Here is a 17,814-nt window from a genome sequence, read left to right as displayed (position 1 = left end):
CGACAGCGCTTACTTCAGTGAAAATCGCGAGCGGTACATCCAATCCCTCGACAGCGCCATGGCAGCCTGGCGGCCAAAGCTTGAAGCGCTGGCCGGACGTAAGGTCGTTACCTACCACAATTCCTGGCCGTATTTCGCGGCTCGTTTCAAGCTTAATATCGTCGGTTTCATTGAACCCAAACCGGGCATCCCGCCCGGGCCCTCGCACCTGGCATCCCTGAACGAGAAATTGCGCAAGGAACAGGTGCCGGTAATAATAATGGAACCATTCTTCGACCGAAAAACAGCGGCAAAAGTTATTAATGGAACGAGAACAACGTTAGTAATATTGCCATCGTCGGCTGGTGGCTTGCCAGGCATTGATACATACTTCAAACTGATCGAGTATAATGTCGAGGCACTATACAAGGCGGTTGTCCATCAGGAGGCCAGATGATGGTTGAAGTACTACTGCTTCCTTTCATTGCCTGTCTCATCCTCACAGGAATCCACGCCTACTTCGGGATTCATGTCATAGAGCGGGAAGTCATATTCGTCGATCTGGCCCTGGCCCAGATGGCTGCCTTGGGCGCGATCGTCGCTATGCTAATCGGCTGGCATCTCCATTCGCTGCCGGCGTATTTCTGTTCGCTCGGTTTTACTTTGGTTGGTTCGGCCATGTTCTCGTTCACCAGGGTCCGACAGAAAGTTGTGCCGCAGGAGGCCATCATTGGGATCGTTTATGCTGTGTCCGCGGTCTGTTCCATCCTGGTCCTCGACCGGGCCCCGGCCGAGGCTGAGCATATAAAGCATATGATGGTCGGCAACATACTCTTCGTTCGGTCCGGCGATATTATGAAGATGGCGGCCATCTACAGCCTCGTCGGCCTGTTCCATTATTTCTTCCGTCACCGGTTCATCGAGATATCCATGGATCCGCAGGGTGCCATCAAACGCAATGTCCGCATTAAATGGTGGGATTTTCTTTTTTATGCCACCTTCGGGATCGTGGTCACATCATCGGTGGAGATCGCCGGGGTGCTGCTGGTTTTTTCATATCTCATCGTGCCATCGGTATGCGCGATGCTCCTGGCAACCAGATTGCGATACCGGCTTTTCTGGGGCTGGACGCTGGGGACCGCCGCGAGCATCATCGGTTTGTCCGCCTCGGCAGCTTGGGATTTACCTACCGGGGCCGCCGTAGTATGCACCTTTGGATTAATGGCAATTAGCGTCGCCGGTAGGAAAGCATTCCGGTAGTTCCCAGAAATATAATACGGCTTGCTTTTTTACTTGACATCCGTTTATAAATCGTGCTATAATTTTAACAATCGTAGCACGATTTTATTCAATTAGCGTCGCCGGTATGAAAGCATTCCGGTAGTTCCCAGAAATATAATACGGCTTGCTTTTTTACTTGACATTTGTTTATAAATCGTGCTATAATTTTAACAATCGTAGCACGATTAAATTTGTGCCGGGAGAGGCAAAGTGGAAATAAAAAGGAGAGGAAATGACAGAAAAAAATTTTTTAATGTCTTTCGGCGGTGCCCTGATACTATTTTGGCCCGGTCTTATTCTTTCGGCCCAGGAACCGCATCCGCCGATGATAATATTGGAAGGAATTGTAGTAACCGCCACCAGGGGAGAGGTGCCGATCCTGGATGCACCGGGGAGTATAAATGTGATCGGTGCGGATGAACTGGAAAAGAAAAATGTAAAAGACGTGGATGAAGCGGTAAGGTTGACACCGGGCGTTTATGCCCGAAAGCGAAAAGGATTTGCCGATATTATGCCTTCCATCAATATCCGCGGACTGAGCGGCACTGATCGGAACCTTATTTTGATCGACGGACAACCGGTCATGGAAGATGTCTGGAGAAGGTTTCCGCTGGAATTGGTGGAAAGGATAGAGGTGGCAAAGGGACCCTTCTCGTCCTTATACGGCGAAGGGGCGATGGGAGGAGTGGTGAATGTCATCACCAGAAGGCCGAAGGGAAAATTGGTACTTAAGTTGAAAACCGGAATTGAATCATTTAACACTCACAATTACGAGATGCTGGGCTCCGGTAAATTAAAGGGTTGGCTCTATTCCGTTTCGGCACGAAAAAGACGGACCGACGGGTACCGGAGCAACCTCACGGTAAAAAGCGCCGCCGCCCAAACCGTAAAACCTGTAGTCGGAACCGAAGCGACCGGTTGGGAAGAAACCACCGACAAAAAGGGCAGCGAAAGATTTATTCTTGGCGATGCCGGCGAAAATTACTATCGTGATATTTCCTGCAACGGGAAGCTGGGATACGAATTTTCCCCGGTATCCGGAGTTCAAATGACCTATACCCGCACCAATTATGAATACGGCTATAAAAACGGAAAGAGTCGTCTGAAGGACAGTCTGGGAAGCGGGGTTGACAGCGGCGATATCTTCTTCTACGATGGCGAAGATAAAACCTGGAAGATTATCAGGGGCATTTCCGAGACAGATTTTGAAAGCAGCTACGGAGGCAATACTATTGATCTGATAAATCTATCCGGCGATACAAAAATCAGCGGCATTTGTCTAAAGGGTTCTTTCGGTTATGACAAAAACGATTATTGGTGGGTGCAGCCGTCACCGACCAATGCTTACATTTGCCCAAGCCGGGGTGAAAAAATAAACGGGGAATTATCGGCCAGCAAAACGATTCCTCTGAAACAAAGGTTAACCCTCGGACTGGAACTAAAAGACAGCAAAAATGAGGGAACGAAATACAATCTTAGCGACTGGAAAGACAAAAACACTAAAACCGACCGTACCGAGGAACAAACGGGAAAAACATCCATCCGGGGAGTATATCTGCAGGATGAAATAAGTTTTTTTGAGCCGCTCATTATTTATCTGGCCGGCCGGTACGACAGATGGTCTGCTTCTGACGGCTACAATTTTATCATAAAAAACGGCGATTCTACGGCATATGCTTTTGGAAGGCGTGATATTAACTATTTTAGCCCAAAAGTGGCCGTGATTTATAAAATCGAGGAAGATATGAGAGTTCGTTTCTCAATAGGCCAGGCATTTCGCGGGCCGACCTCTTACGAAATGTATTCCGGCTGGGAATATATTTCTGCAGGCCAGCGAAAGACATTTTTACCCAATCCCGATTTATATCCGGAAAAGGTTGTTTCCGGCGAGATCGGCATGGAACGATTGTTCGCTGATAAAACCTCCATTAAAATGGCTTATTTTCATAACCGGATGAATGACTATATCTATTCCAAAAAATACAGCGAATCCGAAGTTAAAAAATACGGCTGGGATCATTATGGCGATTCCACCCACTATGGTGAAATCGCCCAGAAGCAAAATATTGCCAAGGCAAAAAGCGAGGGGGTGGAATTGGAAATAAGGACCAATTTTTCAGAGGGGCTGACGGCATTTGCCAATGCCACGGCAATGGCGACGAAGGTGTTAAAAAATCCCGCGGTAAAAACATCAGAGGGTAAAAAGCTGACCAACATACCTGAAACGACCTACAATTTGGGGCTGGAATACTGCAGAAGGGGACTGGAGGCCGGGGTTGTCGGAAGATATACCGGCAAGACCTACAGCGAGGATGATAATTCGGATGTTGCATCAGGCGTTTACGGCGGAAGCGATCCGTTTCTTGTAGTGGATGCAAAGATTTCGTACCGCCTGGAATTTGCGGGCTTTACCCCTGAAGTTTCTTTCACCGTCGATAACATTTTTGCCGAGGAATATTATCAATACTACAAATCGCCGGGCCGGATATGGGGGATTCACATGGGGATAACGAGAAAATTTTAAAATGAACATCCATCGCATAACCCACAATAAAAAAGCGGGTTCATGCAGCCTATATTTCATCGGCTGCAATTTTAGATGCCGGGGATGCTATTGGAAACAAATCTACGGAAGGGTGGATTACCGGGCGATGAAGTTTCTGAATCTTTCCCAGGTAATAGAGATATTAAAGCCGGCGAACCCCCAAAGGGTTTCCATTCTAAGCGGCGATCCCAAACCGAATGAGGAGTTCAAAATGCTGCCGAAGGTTCTGCATGACGAGTTCGGCTGTGAGGTGAGGCTTTTGACCAACGGGTATATTCTTCCCGATACCGAAGGGCTGGAACACGTCTCCATCAGCATCAAGGCTTATACCGACAGCATCCATAGAGAATATACCTCTAAATCAAATCGGAGATCATTAGACAATATCCGCCAGCTTCATCGGAACGGGATTTCTCTTTCTTCATCCAGCGTTTATATTCCTAATTACATTGACCTTGACGAGATCGAACGCATAGCCTCCTTCATTGCATCGGTCGATGAAAATATTCCTTATAGGGTCATCGGCTATTGCCGGGTGGCGGGAGCTCCTTTCCGCGAAGCCACCGGCCCGGAGGTCGAGAAAGCGGCGGATTTGGCAAAAAGACATTTAAAGAATGTAGAATGGGCGGCTCATTCCCGATGCGATTATGCCGGTATCGTTGACCTTCATATCAACAACATTAGAAGGCAAGATGATTGAACTAAAAAAATTAACCTATCGCTATCACGGCCAAGAAAAACCGGCGTTAGAAGATATAGATCTAAAAATCATGGAGGGCGAAATTGCTCTCATCTGCGGATCCTCGGGCTCCGGCAAGTCGACCCTTCTTTATGCATTGAACGGCATAATCCCCCATGTATTAGGGGGAGAATTAAAGGGCCATATCGAAATTGACGGCCTTGATCCCCAAAGGGCGACGGTAAAAGAGCTATCGCATCGGGTGGGAACCGTATTTCAGAACCCCGGCAATCAGATTTTTATGCCCCGGGTGTGGGAGGATGCCGCCTTTGGCTGTGAGAATCTATGCTTTTCCAGGGAGGTGACGGAGAAAAGAACCCAAGCGGCGTTGATAAAAATGGGGCTGGAAGGGGACGGGGGCAAAGAAGTATGCAAGCTGTCCGGCGGGCAAAGGAAGAGATTGGCCATAGCCGGCGTATATGCAATGGCGCCGAAGATATTTCTTATGGATGAGCCGACCTCCGACCTTGATGAGGAGGGGAGAAAAGAGTTCATTGATATATTGAAAATATTAAAGGGCAGCGGCTGTACGATTGTGCTGGTGGAGCACAGGACGGAAGAAATGGAAAGCCAGGTCGACCGGATAATTTATCTGGAGAACGGCAGGATTATCGCTAACCCGAAAGCCGGCGATTTTCCGGATTTTCGCCCCGGCGCCAAAAGACGCCCGGCTGACGGCAAAGCAATGATAGAATTGGAGAATCTCTTTTTCAGATATGAGGATGAATCTGAGGCTTTGAAGGGAATAAACTTAAGCGTTAGAAAGGGGGACCTAATAGCGGTTACCGGCGCGAACGGCAGCGGCAAAACGACATTGTTTAAAATTTTGCTCGGTTTGCGCAAGCCCAGCGATGGAAAAATAAAATTTAATCCGGATTTTAAGAACATCGTCCCCAAAATCGGCTATCTATTCCAAAATCCGGATGAGCAGTTGTTTGCCAATTCGGTGGAAGAGGAGATATGCTTCGGCCCCAATAATCTGAAGAAGAAAATAGATGTTGACGATATCTTAACGTCTTTAGCCTTGACAAATCATAGAGCCCGACATCCCCAAACGCTATCCCGGGGGGAAAGACAGCGCCTGGCCCTGGGGGCAATTTTGGCCATGAATCCCGAGACGATTATTTTGGATGAGCCGACTACCGGGCTGGATGAAAAGAACTGGATAAAAATAATGGAGTCGGTGAAAAACTTAAACTTTGAGGGAAAGACGGTAATATTTTCCACCCATAACAAGAAGGTGGTACAAAGATACGCCCATAGGGTAATTCAACTTGACCGAGGCAAAATCGCAGATGATCAGATATTATGAAAATAAAACAATTTTGCATCTTTTAGATCCAAGGATCAAGATAATATGGACCATGGTCATATCGGTTCTTATTGTCATGAATAATATTCCCTTGGTTTTAGGACTGCTATTTTTATCGACCGCAATCGTCTGGCTTGCCGTTCGCCCCCCGTTGGGTAAATTCAAGGTTTTGTTGTTCACAATAATAACTATTATTGCCGGCACAATATTTTCACAGGCGGTATTCTATTATTTTGAGCCGAAGACCATTTTGCTTACGATTTTGCCGAAGGAATTCCCCTTCTTGGGAAAATTAACCGGAGGGATTAATATCTACCGCGAAGGGATAGCCTATGGATTAATCCAGTCCTTAAGGATTCTGTCGGCGGTAAGCTGTGGCACTTTGACGGTTATGACCACCCATCCATCAGACCTTGTTTTAGGGCTTACAAAATTTAAAATGCCGGAAAGATTCTCTTTTATGCTGCTGGTAACATTTCGCTTTTTGCCGGAGTTAATTTATGAAGCTAAAAGAATACTCCTGGCTCAGAGGTTGCGCGGCTTGCAGCCGGCAGGCGTAAATGGCGCAATAAAAGCGTTTCGTCACCTTATGACGCCCCTGATAATCAATACTTTAAGAAATGCCAGACAATTGGCGCTGGCCGCCGAGGTCAGGGGTTATTCCGGGAGAAGAATTCCGGTGCGGCAGTTAAAATTTTCTCATCCCGATTTCATGGCTTTGGGCATTTTAACGTTACTTTAATTGCCGGCGTTTTGGTTGCCCTGTAGTCGAAGCGGCAAAAGTAGAAGGAATTCACCAATGGCGCTTTTTGTTTTGTCCTTTTTTCTTATAGCTTTTCTTTTAATGATAATTATTTATTTTGGGTTTTATAGAAGGTTATTTCAATTTTTTACTACTACGGATCTGGTGACCATTTCCCTGTTTATCTGTCTTTTATATGCGGCAATTTTGCCTTTTAAATTGGGGTTAAGCAAGCTGCCTTTCATCCATTCGTTCGCATTTTCAATACCCTATACCTGCATTCTGATTATCGGGATCAGATTAATACCCAAAACTGGAACAACAACCCTGCTGATCTTCGGAAATGGCCTGTTTGCCCAAATTATAAGCACGGGAATAAATCCGCTGTGGTGGCCTTATATGCTCGTTACCGGTTTTATTCTGGAGATATATTTCTTGGTTTCCAATAATTATGCGAAAAGCCTGTTCAATGCTTTGACGGCGGGGGCCCTGCGTGGCGCAATAGTGTATCTTTATTTCTATTATATTGCCGGGCCTTTTATCTGGCATAAATTTTATGCCTCATGGTATATCGCCGTTCAGCTATCTCAAGGCATAATCGGTTCGCTGATCGGAGCAGGAATTGGATTTAAATTAGCCCGGACTATAGAAAAAGCCTATAAGTTTGGTGGTGTATAAACCTCAAAAATGCATAAAAGGGCTTTAAAAAAACCTTAAAATGATTGTAAATACAGGTTTCTTGGAGTAAAATGGCATTGGTTCACAAAGTGTCCAAAATGGACGGTTTGTGAAGGAAAACATTATATCAATTTATGCCATAGTAAAAATGCCAAGAGGCCTGAAAACTGTACGGTTACAAAACCAACGAGCAAGCAAAATGAAATTAATCAACGACCTTCTGGCCAGCCTCCCCAAGTGCGATTGCCCCATAAGAAGGGTCTGTGTCGGCCTTCATTGGACTGTTGTAGAAAGCCGATACGTGGGCATGGCGCACAATATTCGCGCCAGTTACAGTAAGGAAATAGCCGATGCCGGAAATTTAATCGGCAGGAGCGCTCTGTCCTTGGCTCAACGCGTAATATCATGGAATAATCCGGAATCTTCGCTGGGCCTTGCGACCATCAATTCATTGCTTAACCCTCTCGGAGAACCGGGCAGCATTAATCCATATATAATGGAAGCGGCAAAAGGGAAAACGGTTAGTATCATCGGCCGGTTCTCATGCAATGATGAAATTCGCAAGGTCGCGCATGCGACGCATTGCTTGGAAATAGAACTCGTTAACGATGAACTTCCTTCTTTTGCCGCCGAGGAAGTCATACCTTTCTCAGATATGGTTGTTATTTCAGCTTCTTCCATTATCAATAAATCGCTCCCCAGACTTTTAGAGCTTTCAAAAGGCAAGGAATGCATTGTTCTGGGGCCAAGCACACCGATGAGCGAAATTCTTTTTGGTTACGGCGTATCCAAACTTGAAGGCATCCGGGTTATAGATTCAGACATATTGTTTAGATGCGTTGAACAAGGCGCTAAAGCGTATAATAAACTTAAGGGCATTTTGCCGGTTACCCATTATTATTAAACTATTTCATAAAAAACACACATAAACATAAGGAGGATATCAATGAAAAGACCAGTTATTTACCTGGCACTGTTTGCCCTGCTGGCAATGGCTCTAACCGCCCCGCTGTGGGCCGCCCGGCCGCTGGACACCGACGACGCCGGAACGGTAGAGAAAGGAAAATCCGAAACGGAAATGTCATTCGACTACTGCCAGTACCGTCCGGAGGGGGTTTGCCATTCTCCGGGCATGGCCTTAAAACACGGCCTGACCGACCGCCTGGATTTCGGGCTGGGATTTTCCCACAGTACCGACAAAGATGCTGACGGAAATACAATCGGCTGGGGAATGTCCCCGCTGGAAGTGGGCTTCAAACTGGCCCTGCTCAAAGAACAACCCAGGCTGCCGGACATCTCGGTAAGCGCCGGGTTCGAGACCGGATCTGCCGGCTACGGCCTCAACTGCATTTTCAGCCGTGTATACGGGAACTTGGGCCTGCATTATAACCTGGGTTATAATGCATCGGGTGAATCCCTGGTCAAGGGCAGCATCGGCACATCGCTGGCGGCCGAATATACCTTCAGGGAGAAATTCCGGATCTGCGGGGAACTCAACGGCGAGATGGTTGACGACCGGTCCGAAGTTTTGGGGAACAGCGGTTTGATCGGGGGCTCGGTGACCCTCGGTCCGGTTGACTGGGATATTGGTTTCCGGATGCACGACCAGCGCGGGCCCAAGACCGCCATTACCACCGGGATCACCGCGGGATTTTAATTAACAAGGAGAACAAATGAGAACCTGGATTCTGTCATTATTATCAGCGGGGCTTTTTCTGACCGGTTGCGCAAAGAAGGAAGAGGCGGCCCGGCTGACCGTAGTCACTTCGTTCTATCCCATGTATTTGATGACAGCCAATATCGTCAAGGATGTTCCGGGGGTAAAGCTGGTTAACATGGCTCCGCCATTCTCCGGCTGTCTGCACGACTACCAGATGACCCCCCAGGATATGAAAACCCTGAGCCAGGCTGATGTCTTGGTGATCAACGGCGCCGGGATGGAATCATTCCTGGACGATGCGATAAGGCAGAACCCGAAACTGACGATGATAGACGCCAGCCAGGGCATTGATCTGATCGTGTACCAGGGGACGCCCAACCCCCATATATTCGCCAGCGTTTCAGGGGCCATGTCCCAGGTACGCAACATCGCCACCGGGTTGGGAAACGTCGACCCGGAGCATACCGGCTATTACCGCAACAATGCCGGCAGCTACCTTGCCCGGCTGGATTCGCTGAGGAACAGGATGCACCTGGCCCTTAAGGGAGTAAAGAATAGAAACATCATCACTTTTCACGAAGCCTTTCCCTACTTCGCCAGGGAGTTCGGTTTGAACATCGTGGCGGTCATTGAACGGGAGCCGGGATCCGAACCCAGCGCCGGAGAACTGGCCCAGACCATCGAGATCGTGAGAAACAACAAGGTCAAAGCGCTTTTTGCCGAGCCCCAGTATCCGGCCAAGTCCGCCCAGATGATAGCCAAAGAGACCAGGGCCAAGGTCTACATCTTGGATCCAGTGGTCACCGGCCCCATGGACGATCAGGACTATTACATCACGGCCATGGAGAGGAACCTGACGGCGCTTCAGGAGGCTCTCCGTTGATGGAACAGAAAACCTTTTCCATTCCGCTCGACAGCCAAGAGCAGTATAAAAGGCTTTTAGGCGGACCTCCCCAGAACCATTGCCTACATTCCGGTTTGGTAATTCTGGCTCCCGGGGCTTCGGTGGGAAAGCACAACACCGGGGATTATGAAGAACTGGTCATAGTATTGGAGGGTCGGGGAGAAATGCTGGGGGCGGAAGGTAGCATCCCGATCCATCGGGAGCAGGCGGTCTACTGCCCGCCGCACACGGAACACGACGTGCAAAACACGGGCGATGTTCCGCTGAAATACATCTACATCGTAACCAAAACCAAATAACAGATATTCAAAGGAGATTTGACCCATGCATATAGCAGATGCCCTGCTTTCCCCGGCAGTGGGAGGAGCAATGTGGGCCGCCACCGCAGGTGTGGCCGCTTATTCCATTAAAAAAGTCAAGGAAGACATTGACCAGAAAAAAATTCCCCTGATGGGCGTAATGGGAGCTTTTATCTTTGCCGCCCAAATGATCAACTTCTCCATCCCCGGGACCGGCTCCAGCGGCCATTTGGGCGGAGGACTGATGCTGGCCATTTTGCTGGGACCATACGCCGGGTTTCTGACCATGGCCTCCATTCTCACCATCCAGGCTCTGTTCTTTGCCGACGGCGGCCTGCTGGCCTTGGGGTCAAATATCTTCAACCTCGGTTTATTCACCTGCTTTCTGGTCTACCCGCTGATCTACAAAAAAATAATCGGAAAAGAATTTTCCGCCAAGCGGATTATGATAGCATCAATAGTTGCGGCGGTGGTGGGGCTTCAATTGGGAGCCTTTGGGGTGGTGCTGGAGACCCTGTTCTCCGGCAAGACCGAATTGCCCTTCGGAACCTTCGTGCTTTTGATGCAGCCCATCCACCTGGCCATCGGGATCGTGGAGGGCTTAGTGACAGCGGCCGTGATATCGTTCGTCTGGAAAGCCAGGCCGGAGATACTGGAAAAGGCGTCTCTGAACCAGCCCCTGGGCAATCTATCACTCAAAAAGGTGATGATAGGGCTGGCCGCGGTGTCGGTGTTTACCGGGGCGGTGCTTTCCTGGTTTGCTTCGTCCCACCCCGACGGGCTGGAATGGTCCATGTTCAAGACCTCGGGCAGTGAAGAATTGGAGTCCACCGATCCCACTCATGAAAAACTGGCCGCGGTGCGGGAGAAGACAGCGTTCTTGCCGGATTACGGGTTCAAGGCGGCAGAGGGCGAGCCGGCTAACGAGGCTGCTAAAGAAAAATGGCCGGCGATAAACGTCGGAACCAGCGTCTCCGGCCTGGTGGGCGGCTCGATGACCCTGTTGCTGGCGGCTTTCATGGGCTTCTTGGTCAGAGCGCTCGGGAAACCTCAAAAAAGGGCGGAACAGTAATATTTGTTAATGTTGGGGCGGGATGAAAATCCCGCCTTTTTTCGGCAAACCCACTATATTTCATGGTATAATAGCCAGCAAAAATAGCAGAGATATACAACATTGTTCCCAGATAATTTATCTGCGGCTTGGCTCCCTGTTGACAAAATATTTAAGCGATCATATGTCCAACATTGTAAACGCCATATACAACATCAGACAGTTCGATGAACTGGCCCATCGGGATTCGTTCATCCATCAGCTGCATCCTTTGGCGAAGCTGCTGGCCACTTTGGTCTACACGGTACTGCTGGTCTCCTACGACAAGTATGCCACAATTGCCCTGCTGCCATTTGTATTTTTCCCGGTATTCGTTGCTGCGGCAGCGAAAATTCCGGCCGGCCCTTTGTTAAAACGTCTTTTGTACATCGAACCGATGATAGTGGGCATAGGCCTTTTGAATCCGTTGTTTGATCACGGTACAACAACCGTTCTGGGATATGCCGTATCTTCCGGCTGGCTGATATTCATTTCCATCGTCTTAAAAGGCAGCCTGGCGGTGGCCTCGGCCCTGCTGCTGATAGCCACCACCGGGATGAACGGGATAGCACTTTCTCTGAGGAAAATGAAGGTTCCTAAAATATTCGTACTACAGTTGATGCTGACCTACCGGTATATTTCAGTACTATCGGAGGAGGCCGCCCGGACCATGCAGGCCTATGCCCTCCGGGCCTTCAACCCCAAGGGCCTCAAGCGGGAGGTATGGGGCCCCTTGCTAGGGCAGATCCTGCTGAGGACTATTGACAGGGCACAGCGAGTCTATGATGCCATGTGTCTGCGGGGATTCACTGGCGAGTACAACACCGGGAAAGCGTCCCGGCCGGGACTTGGCGACCTTTTGTATGTCATGAGCTGGGGAACATTTTTTGTCGCATCGAGGGCGGTAAACCTTCCCTTATGGCTGGGCAATCTGCTGACAGGAGCCGCAAAATGAGCCATCATATCACCGAAGCAAAAGAATTATTTTATTCCTACCCCGACGGCTACCAGGCAGTCAACGGGATATCCTTCCGCATTCACCACGGAGAATCGGTGGGCATCATCGGTGCCAACGGGGCGGGAAAATCCACTTTGTTGCTGCTTTTGACCGGCATCCTGACGCCTTCGCAGGGAGAGGTGGTCATCGGCGAGGTCAAACTCAATAAGGACACGCTAAACCTGATCCGGCAACGGCTGGGCATGGTGTTCCAGAACCCCGACGACCAGCTTTTCATGGCCACGGTCTTTGACGACGTGGCCTTCGGTCCCCGCAACCTGAAGATAGACGAGGCCCAGGTGGAGCAGAGGGTGGCCTCGGCCCTGGAAAAGGTCGGCATCGCGCATCTTAAAAACCGGGCGCCGTTCAAGCTATCGGCCGGGGAAAAACGGGCCGCGGCCATCGCCACGGTGCTGTCCCTGTCGCCTGACATCCTGATGCTGGACGAGCCGGCCTCGTCGCTGGACCCCAGATCCCGGCGGCGGTTGATAAATATCTTAAACGGTTTTGAGCATACCAAGATAATTGCCTCGCACGACCTGGACATGGTGCTGGAGCTGTGTCAAAGGACCATAATAATCAAGGACGGACGGATAATCTCGGATGGCCCGACCGGAAAAATATTGACGGATAAAAAACTAATGGAAGCGGCCGGGCTAGAGATGCCGCCCAGCCTGCAGAATTGTCCGGTGTGCGGAGGAAAAAATAGGACGCGGACTTGCACGGATTTTGTATAAGCCTGGCTTTTTTGAAGGCGCCTTTTTTGGCGTCTTTTTTATAAATTGAACATAGCACAGTCCTGTGTTATAATAAATCATCAATAACAAAACCCAACAGACAAGAGACCAATGAAACTCTCGGAATTCGATTATCAACTGCCCGAGGAACTGATAGCCAAGCATCCCGCCAAAAAGCGCGACGCCTCCAGGCTGATGGTCCTAAATCGTAGTGACGGCCCGGTAGAGCATCGCCGGTTCAGCGATATCGTTGAGTATTTGAAGCCATCAGATATCTTAGTGGTCAACAATACCAAGGTGATCCCGGCCCGGCTGATGGGGCACAAAATGCAAACCGGCGGGGAAGCGGAGATTTTATTACTAAGGCAGGAATCCGATAACCTGTGGAACTGCTTAGTGCGGCCGGGCCGCAGGCTGATGCCGGGAGCCAGGGTGGAATTTTCAGGTGGCCTGATGGAGGCGGAGATCGCCGAGTACCGCCAAGGCGGACAGCGGTTGGTTAAATTCGGCTACCGGGGAGATTTCTATCAAATCCTGGAAAGAGTTGGTCAGGTGCCGTTGCCGCCCTACATAGACCGTCAGCCCAGGGAAGCAGACAGGAACCGCTACCAGACGGTATATGCAAAAGAAAAGGGCGCGGTGGCCGCGCCTACAGCCGGCCTGCATTTTACTCCGGAACTGATGGCTTCGATAAAAAACCAAGGGATCAAAATATTGGAGATCCTTCTGCACGTGGGCTGGGGAACCTTCAAGGGCGTGGAGGCCGAGGATATACGGGAGCATAAAATGGAGGCCGAGTTTTATAATATCAGCCCGGCAGTGGGGGAAAAAATAAGTAAAGCGAAAATGGAAAATCGGAGGATAGTTGCCGTAGGAACTACCACCAGCCGGGCGTTGGAGAGTTTTGGGCATAGCGGCAAATTATCCGATTGGACCGAGATATTCATCTACCCGCCGTATCAGTTCAAAATAGTGGACTCGTTGGTCACCAATTTTCACCTGCCGAAATCCACCCTGATCATGCTGGTGTCGGCTCTGGCCGGTAGGAAGAACGTGATGAAGGCCTATCAGGAAGCGATAAAACAAAGATACCGTTTTTACAGTTACGGCGATGCTATGATGGTGATCTGATTCTTTTAATGACAATCCAGTAACATCAACACAGATCTTAAACACTTTGCGATATTTTTTCAACCCATATAACCTGTAAACCCTTGATTTTACTCGGGTGGTAATTATTGGTGGCTCCAAATGTAGTGCCACGATATTTGGTTACCTCGCAATAATGCCTTGACAATGCCTATCTTTATGATTATAATTGTGATGGAAGAATCTGAAGCCGTCTATGTTTATTAGAGCCAAAAATCGCGGGGATAAAACATATCTCCAAACTATACATTAACGAAACTCAATATTTCTCCGGCCTTTCGCAAAATATTTACGAATATCAAATAGGCGGTTACCAGGTCTGTCATAAGTGGCTAAAGGACAGGAAGGGCAGGATATTGTCATTAGAGGAAATCCAAACATATTGCAAAATAGCCACCTCATTGCACGAAACTGTTGTTACCCAAAAAGAGATGGACAAACTTTGCGATAAAATAGAACACACAACGATATAAGGAGAAATATCATGCGTCAGCCCATCAAAACCGACAAGGTCCCGGCGGCCATAGGGCCCTATTCCCAGGGTGTCCAATACGACAACAAATTAGTCTTCACTTCCGGCCAGATCCCGCTGGACCCCAAGACTGGCCAGTTGGTGGAAGGCGACATCAAGGCCCAAACCAGGCAGGTGATGGAAAATTTGAAAGCCGTGCTGGAAGCCGGAGGCTCCAATCTCAAGAAAGTGATCAAGTGCACTGTGTTCCTGGCCGACATGAACGACTTTGCCGCCATGAACGAGGTCTACGGCGAGTACTTCCAGCAGGCGCCCCCGGCCCGCTCGGCCTTCCAGGTGGCCCGGCTGCCCAAAGACGCGAAGATAGAGATCGAAGCGATAGCTGAGATCTAACCCCAGAATACTGAATACTGAAGATTGAATATTGAATTGAGAGGAGTGTGTGATGATGGAACCAGCAAAATCTTTCAGAGACCTGATAGTCTGGCAAAAGGCACACCAATTGGTGTTAGCCGTATACCGTTATTCTGATAACTTCCCCGGAAAAGAAATGTATTGTCTGATACCACTACTGTCCGGTTATTATGGGAAATGGCGTTTTTCGTGGTATAAGTCCTTGCGAATCAATGGGTGATTTTTGAGCCTGAATTCAAATCGATTACATGATGAAACCTCTTTTTCGTGGTATAAGTCCTTGCGAATCAATGGGTGATTTTTGAGCCTGAATTCAAATCGATTACATGATGAAACCTCTAAGACCATTGCCCCATCTGCATTCTACAATTTTCTTGTAAAAACAACCGGACGCTACTGGTCTGATACCGCAACTGCGACGGGCGGTCATTTCTGTCCCGGCTAACATTGCAGAAGGGTTCAAGAAGAAAAGCAAACCGGACAAAGTCCGTTATATGAACATTTCCCAGGGGTCATTGGAAGAAGTTAGATATTATCTGATCCTGGCGGCTGATCTGGGTTACGGCAACAGCGATAAATTGAGTGACGATCTTGATATCGTGAGCAAGATGTTGGAAGGTTATATGTCCAGCATCAGAAAAAGCATTTTGATGAAAGTCCCGCAGTCTTAAAACAAATTCAATATTCAAAATTCAATATTCCATATTCTATAGTGTAAGAGATGCGTATAAAAGTGATCTTGAATCCCAAGGCCCACGGCGGCGAGGCGGCCAGGCATGCCGAGCAGATAAGGTCGCTGTTCACGGCCTACGGTCTTAACTTTGAGTTGGCTCTGACCGATCACGAAGGCGACGGGGCCCGGCTGGCCAGGGAGGCCATTGAACGTGGCTTTCAGCTGATCGTGGCGGCCGGCGGCGACGGCCTGGCCGGGGAAGTGGCCGGGGCACTGGTGGGCGGCCAGGCCCTGTTTGGCATGATCCCCCTGGGCTCGGGCGACGATTTTGCCAAGTCTCTGAAGATCGGTCGTTCCATTCCCCAGGCGGTGGAGGCCATCAGGGACCGGCAGACCATGATGGTGGACGCCGGAGTGGTCAGCTCGCCCCTGCCCGGCGGGAAAAAGCTGGAGCGTTATTTCTTCAACTGCGTGGGCATTGGGCTGGACGGAGAAGTGATCATAGAGAAACAGAAGATCAAGGGACTGCGCGACCTGAAGCTATATCTCTATGCCACCTTCAAAGCCCTGCTGCGCTATAAGGGCCAGCGGATGTCCTTTGACTTCGGACAGGGCAAGATCTGGCATCAGGCCCTGCTGGCCGAGATCACCAACGGCAAGAGCGTAGGCGGCGGATATTACCTGAACCCCGATGCCAAAGCGGACGACGGTCTGCTGGATATCTGCCTGATCCATAAACTCAACTGGCTGGAATTTTTCCTCCACGTGCCCAAGACCTTCAAGGGTAAGCACACCCAATTACGGCAGATAACCATGGGGAAATTGACAAAGGTGACGGTAGAATCCGATATTCCGATGTCGGCCCAGGTGGACGGCGAGCTGTGGCCCTACGTCAACCGGTTTGACATCTCAATAATTCCCAAGGCGCTGCAGGCCATAGTGGGCAAAGATGACGCCGGGGAGAGGCTGAAGAGCTTTTCGTGAGATCATTGAGATTGGACCGATTGTGTTTTGGCCAAAGGTAGCGATGCCTGAAGGCTATCGCTGGCGTCCCTCAAGGCCCCTGGGAGGCCTGCCGTGTTAGTCTCAAAGAGACTTGATGATATCCAGCGATGTCATTCATGGCATCGCGATGTTGGTAAAGGATCAAAGACCAGCAATAAATATTCATATCTGAATTCAAGATTCCGGAAAAGGCCGAGGTGGTCGCAAAATGCGACCACCTTAAAAAGCTCAAATATTCACCGTACCTTCTCTTTGCTTTTACCGAATATGGCGCCTTGATGCTGGCTAACGTATTGAACAGCGCCAAAGCCGTTCAAGTAAGCGTTCAGATTATTCGGACTTTTGTCCGTTTACGCGAGATGACGCTTTCCAACAACGATTTAGCCTGCAAATTGGCGGAAATGGAAAAAAGATACGACAGCCAATTTAAGACAGTCTTTGTAGCTATTCGCCGGCTTTTGGATGTTCCTGAAAAAACAAAACCAAAAATTGGATTCAGAGTAGAACAATCGAAGGGACTGTATATCGCCGGCAAAAGGAAAGGCTGAAAGTTTATCAAAAGATATCATTTATTTACAAGATAGCATCATGAAAGCCTTATCCCTTCTTTCCGGTGGCCTGGACAGCATCCTGGCCGCCCGGGTCATCAAGGAACAGGGAATCGAAGTAATAGGTATTACTTTTGTCACCCCGTTCTTTGGTGCCGCCAATTCCCGCAAAGCTGCAGCCCAGTTGGGAATAAACCTGGTGGAACACGATTTTACCGATGAATATTTCGTGATGATGAAAAACCCCCATTACGGATTCGGCGGCAACATGAATCCCTGCATTGACTGCCACGGGCTGATGCTGAGGACCGCCCACGGCCTTTTGGAGAAGCACGGGGCCTCATTCCTGATCACCGGGGAAGTGCTGGGAGAGCGGCCCATGTCCCAGACCAAGGGAGGATTGAACGCGGTATTGAAATTGTCGGCCGACCGGGATCTGATCCTGCGGCCTTTATCTGCAAAACTGTTGGCGCCTGTCAAACCGGAGCGGGAGGGCTGGGTGGACCGGGACAAGCTCTACGATTTCTCCGGCCGGGGCCGCAAGCGGCAGGAGAATCTGGCCAAAAGTTTCGGGATCAGGGATTACCCCC

The 17,814-nt window shown here is 49.4% G+C and carries 22 protein-coding genes; all 22 read left to right on the top strand.

The window, feature by feature from the left end:
• Positions 1-436 (top strand): zinc ABC transporter substrate-binding protein (locus HY768_01285; protein ID MBI4725855.1); only part of this gene is annotated, 436 nt, incomplete at its 5' end.
• A complete protein-coding gene (locus HY768_01280; protein MBI4725854.1) occupies positions 433-1,239 on the top strand; it encodes a metal ABC transporter permease in 807 nt (268 codons plus the stop codon). The genes HY768_01285 and HY768_01280, both read left to right, overlap by 4 nt.
• 253 nt (positions 1,240-1,492) lie before the next feature.
• On the top strand, positions 1,493-3,784 hold the full coding sequence (locus HY768_01275; protein ID MBI4725853.1) for a TonB-dependent receptor: 2,292 nt from the start codon (positions 1,493-1,495) through the stop codon (positions 3,782-3,784).
• A gap of 1 nt (position 3,785) precedes the next feature.
• Entirely contained in the window at positions 3,786-4,505 is a 720-nt protein-coding gene (locus tag HY768_01270; GenBank protein MBI4725852.1) for a radical SAM protein, read from the top strand.
• A complete protein-coding gene (locus HY768_01265; protein MBI4725851.1) occupies positions 4,498-5,856 on the top strand; it encodes an energy-coupling factor ABC transporter ATP-binding protein in 1,359 nt (452 codons plus the stop codon). The genes HY768_01270 and HY768_01265 overlap by 8 nt, the downstream gene beginning before the upstream one ends.
• Positions 5,840-6,598 carry an energy-coupling factor transporter transmembrane protein EcfT gene (locus HY768_01260; protein ID MBI4725850.1) on the top strand — a complete coding sequence of 253 codons (759 nt, stop codon included), beginning with the start codon at positions 5,840-5,842 and terminating at the stop codon, positions 6,596-6,598. The genes HY768_01265 and HY768_01260 overlap by 17 nt, the downstream gene beginning before the upstream one ends.
• 57 nt (positions 6,599-6,655) lie before the next feature.
• On the top strand, positions 6,656-7,276 hold the full coding sequence (locus tag HY768_01255; GenBank protein MBI4725849.1) for a hypothetical protein: 621 nt from the start codon (positions 6,656-6,658) through the stop codon (positions 7,274-7,276).
• Positions 7,277-7,385: 109 nt separating this feature from the next.
• Positions 7,386-8,180, top strand: coding sequence for a hypothetical protein (locus tag HY768_01250; GenBank protein MBI4725848.1), 795 nt, complete (start codon positions 7,386-7,388; stop codon positions 8,178-8,180).
• A 42-nt stretch (positions 8,181-8,222) separates the two neighbouring features.
• On the top strand, positions 8,223-8,933 hold the full coding sequence (locus tag HY768_01245) for a hypothetical protein (GenBank protein ID MBI4725847.1): 711 nt from the start codon (positions 8,223-8,225) through the stop codon (positions 8,931-8,933).
• 16 nt (positions 8,934-8,949) lie between these two features.
• On the top strand, positions 8,950-9,819 hold the full coding sequence (locus tag HY768_01240) for a zinc ABC transporter substrate-binding protein (GenBank protein ID MBI4725846.1): 870 nt from the start codon (positions 8,950-8,952) through the stop codon (positions 9,817-9,819).
• Entirely contained in the window at positions 9,819-10,139 is a 321-nt protein-coding gene (locus HY768_01235; GenBank protein MBI4725845.1) for a cupin domain-containing protein, read from the top strand. The genes HY768_01240 and HY768_01235 overlap by 1 nt, the downstream gene beginning before the upstream one ends.
• A 25-nt stretch (positions 10,140-10,164) precedes the next feature.
• The gene (locus HY768_01230) at positions 10,165-11,211 is read left to right on the top strand and encodes an energy-coupling factor ABC transporter permease (GenBank protein MBI4725844.1); all 1,047 of its coding nucleotides are present in this window, start codon (positions 10,165-10,167) and stop codon (positions 11,209-11,211) included.
• Positions 11,212-11,374: 163 nt separating this feature from the next.
• The gene (gene cbiQ / locus HY768_01225) at positions 11,375-12,184 is read left to right on the top strand and encodes a cobalt ECF transporter T component CbiQ (protein MBI4725843.1); all 810 of its coding nucleotides are present in this window, start codon (positions 11,375-11,377) and stop codon (positions 12,182-12,184) included.
• Positions 12,181-12,963, top strand: coding sequence for an ABC transporter ATP-binding protein (locus tag HY768_01220; GenBank protein MBI4725842.1), 783 nt, complete (start codon positions 12,181-12,183; stop codon positions 12,961-12,963). The genes cbiQ and HY768_01220 overlap by 4 nt, the downstream gene beginning before the upstream one ends.
• 111 nt (positions 12,964-13,074) lie before the next feature.
• Positions 13,075-14,094: a tRNA preQ1(34) S-adenosylmethionine ribosyltransferase-isomerase QueA gene (queA, locus tag HY768_01215; protein MBI4725841.1), complete on the top strand. Its 1,020-nt coding sequence runs from the start codon at positions 13,075-13,077 to the stop codon at positions 14,092-14,094.
• A gap of 233 nt (positions 14,095-14,327) precedes the next feature.
• Positions 14,328-14,585, top strand: coding sequence for a hypothetical protein (locus HY768_01210; GenBank protein ID MBI4725840.1), 258 nt, complete (start codon positions 14,328-14,330; stop codon positions 14,583-14,585).
• Between the two features lie 11 nt (positions 14,586-14,596).
• Complete coding sequence (locus HY768_01205) at positions 14,597-14,977, top strand: RidA family protein (protein ID MBI4725839.1); 381 nt, start codon at positions 14,597-14,599, stop codon at positions 14,975-14,977.
• 52 nt (positions 14,978-15,029) lie between these two features.
• Entirely contained in the window at positions 15,030-15,218 is a 189-nt protein-coding gene (locus tag HY768_01200) for a four helix bundle protein (protein ID MBI4725838.1), read from the top strand.
• Between the two features lie 181 nt (positions 15,219-15,399).
• Positions 15,400-15,669, top strand: a complete 270-nt coding sequence (locus HY768_01195) for a four helix bundle protein (protein MBI4725837.1) — start codon at positions 15,400-15,402, stop codon at positions 15,667-15,669.
• A gap of 50 nt (positions 15,670-15,719) precedes the next feature.
• Positions 15,720-16,655 carry a diacylglycerol kinase family lipid kinase gene (locus tag HY768_01190; GenBank protein MBI4725836.1) on the top strand — a complete coding sequence of 312 codons (936 nt, stop codon included), beginning with the start codon at positions 15,720-15,722 and terminating at the stop codon, positions 16,653-16,655.
• A gap of 218 nt (positions 16,656-16,873) precedes the next feature.
• Positions 16,874-17,224, top strand: coding sequence for a hypothetical protein (locus tag HY768_01185; protein ID MBI4725835.1), 351 nt, complete (start codon positions 16,874-16,876; stop codon positions 17,222-17,224).
• A gap of 40 nt (positions 17,225-17,264) precedes the next feature.
• A partial coding sequence (locus HY768_01180; GenBank protein MBI4725834.1) for a hypothetical protein occupies positions 17,265-17,814 on the top strand: 550 nt, incomplete at its 3' end.

The sequence above is a fragment of the candidate division TA06 bacterium genome (genome assembly GCA_016208585.1).
Lineage (GTDB): Bacteria > Edwardsbacteria > AC1 > AC1 > EtOH8 > UBA5202.
The sequence above is the reverse complement of the archived record's forward strand: the minus strand, read 5'-3'. Positions and strand labels throughout refer to the sequence as shown.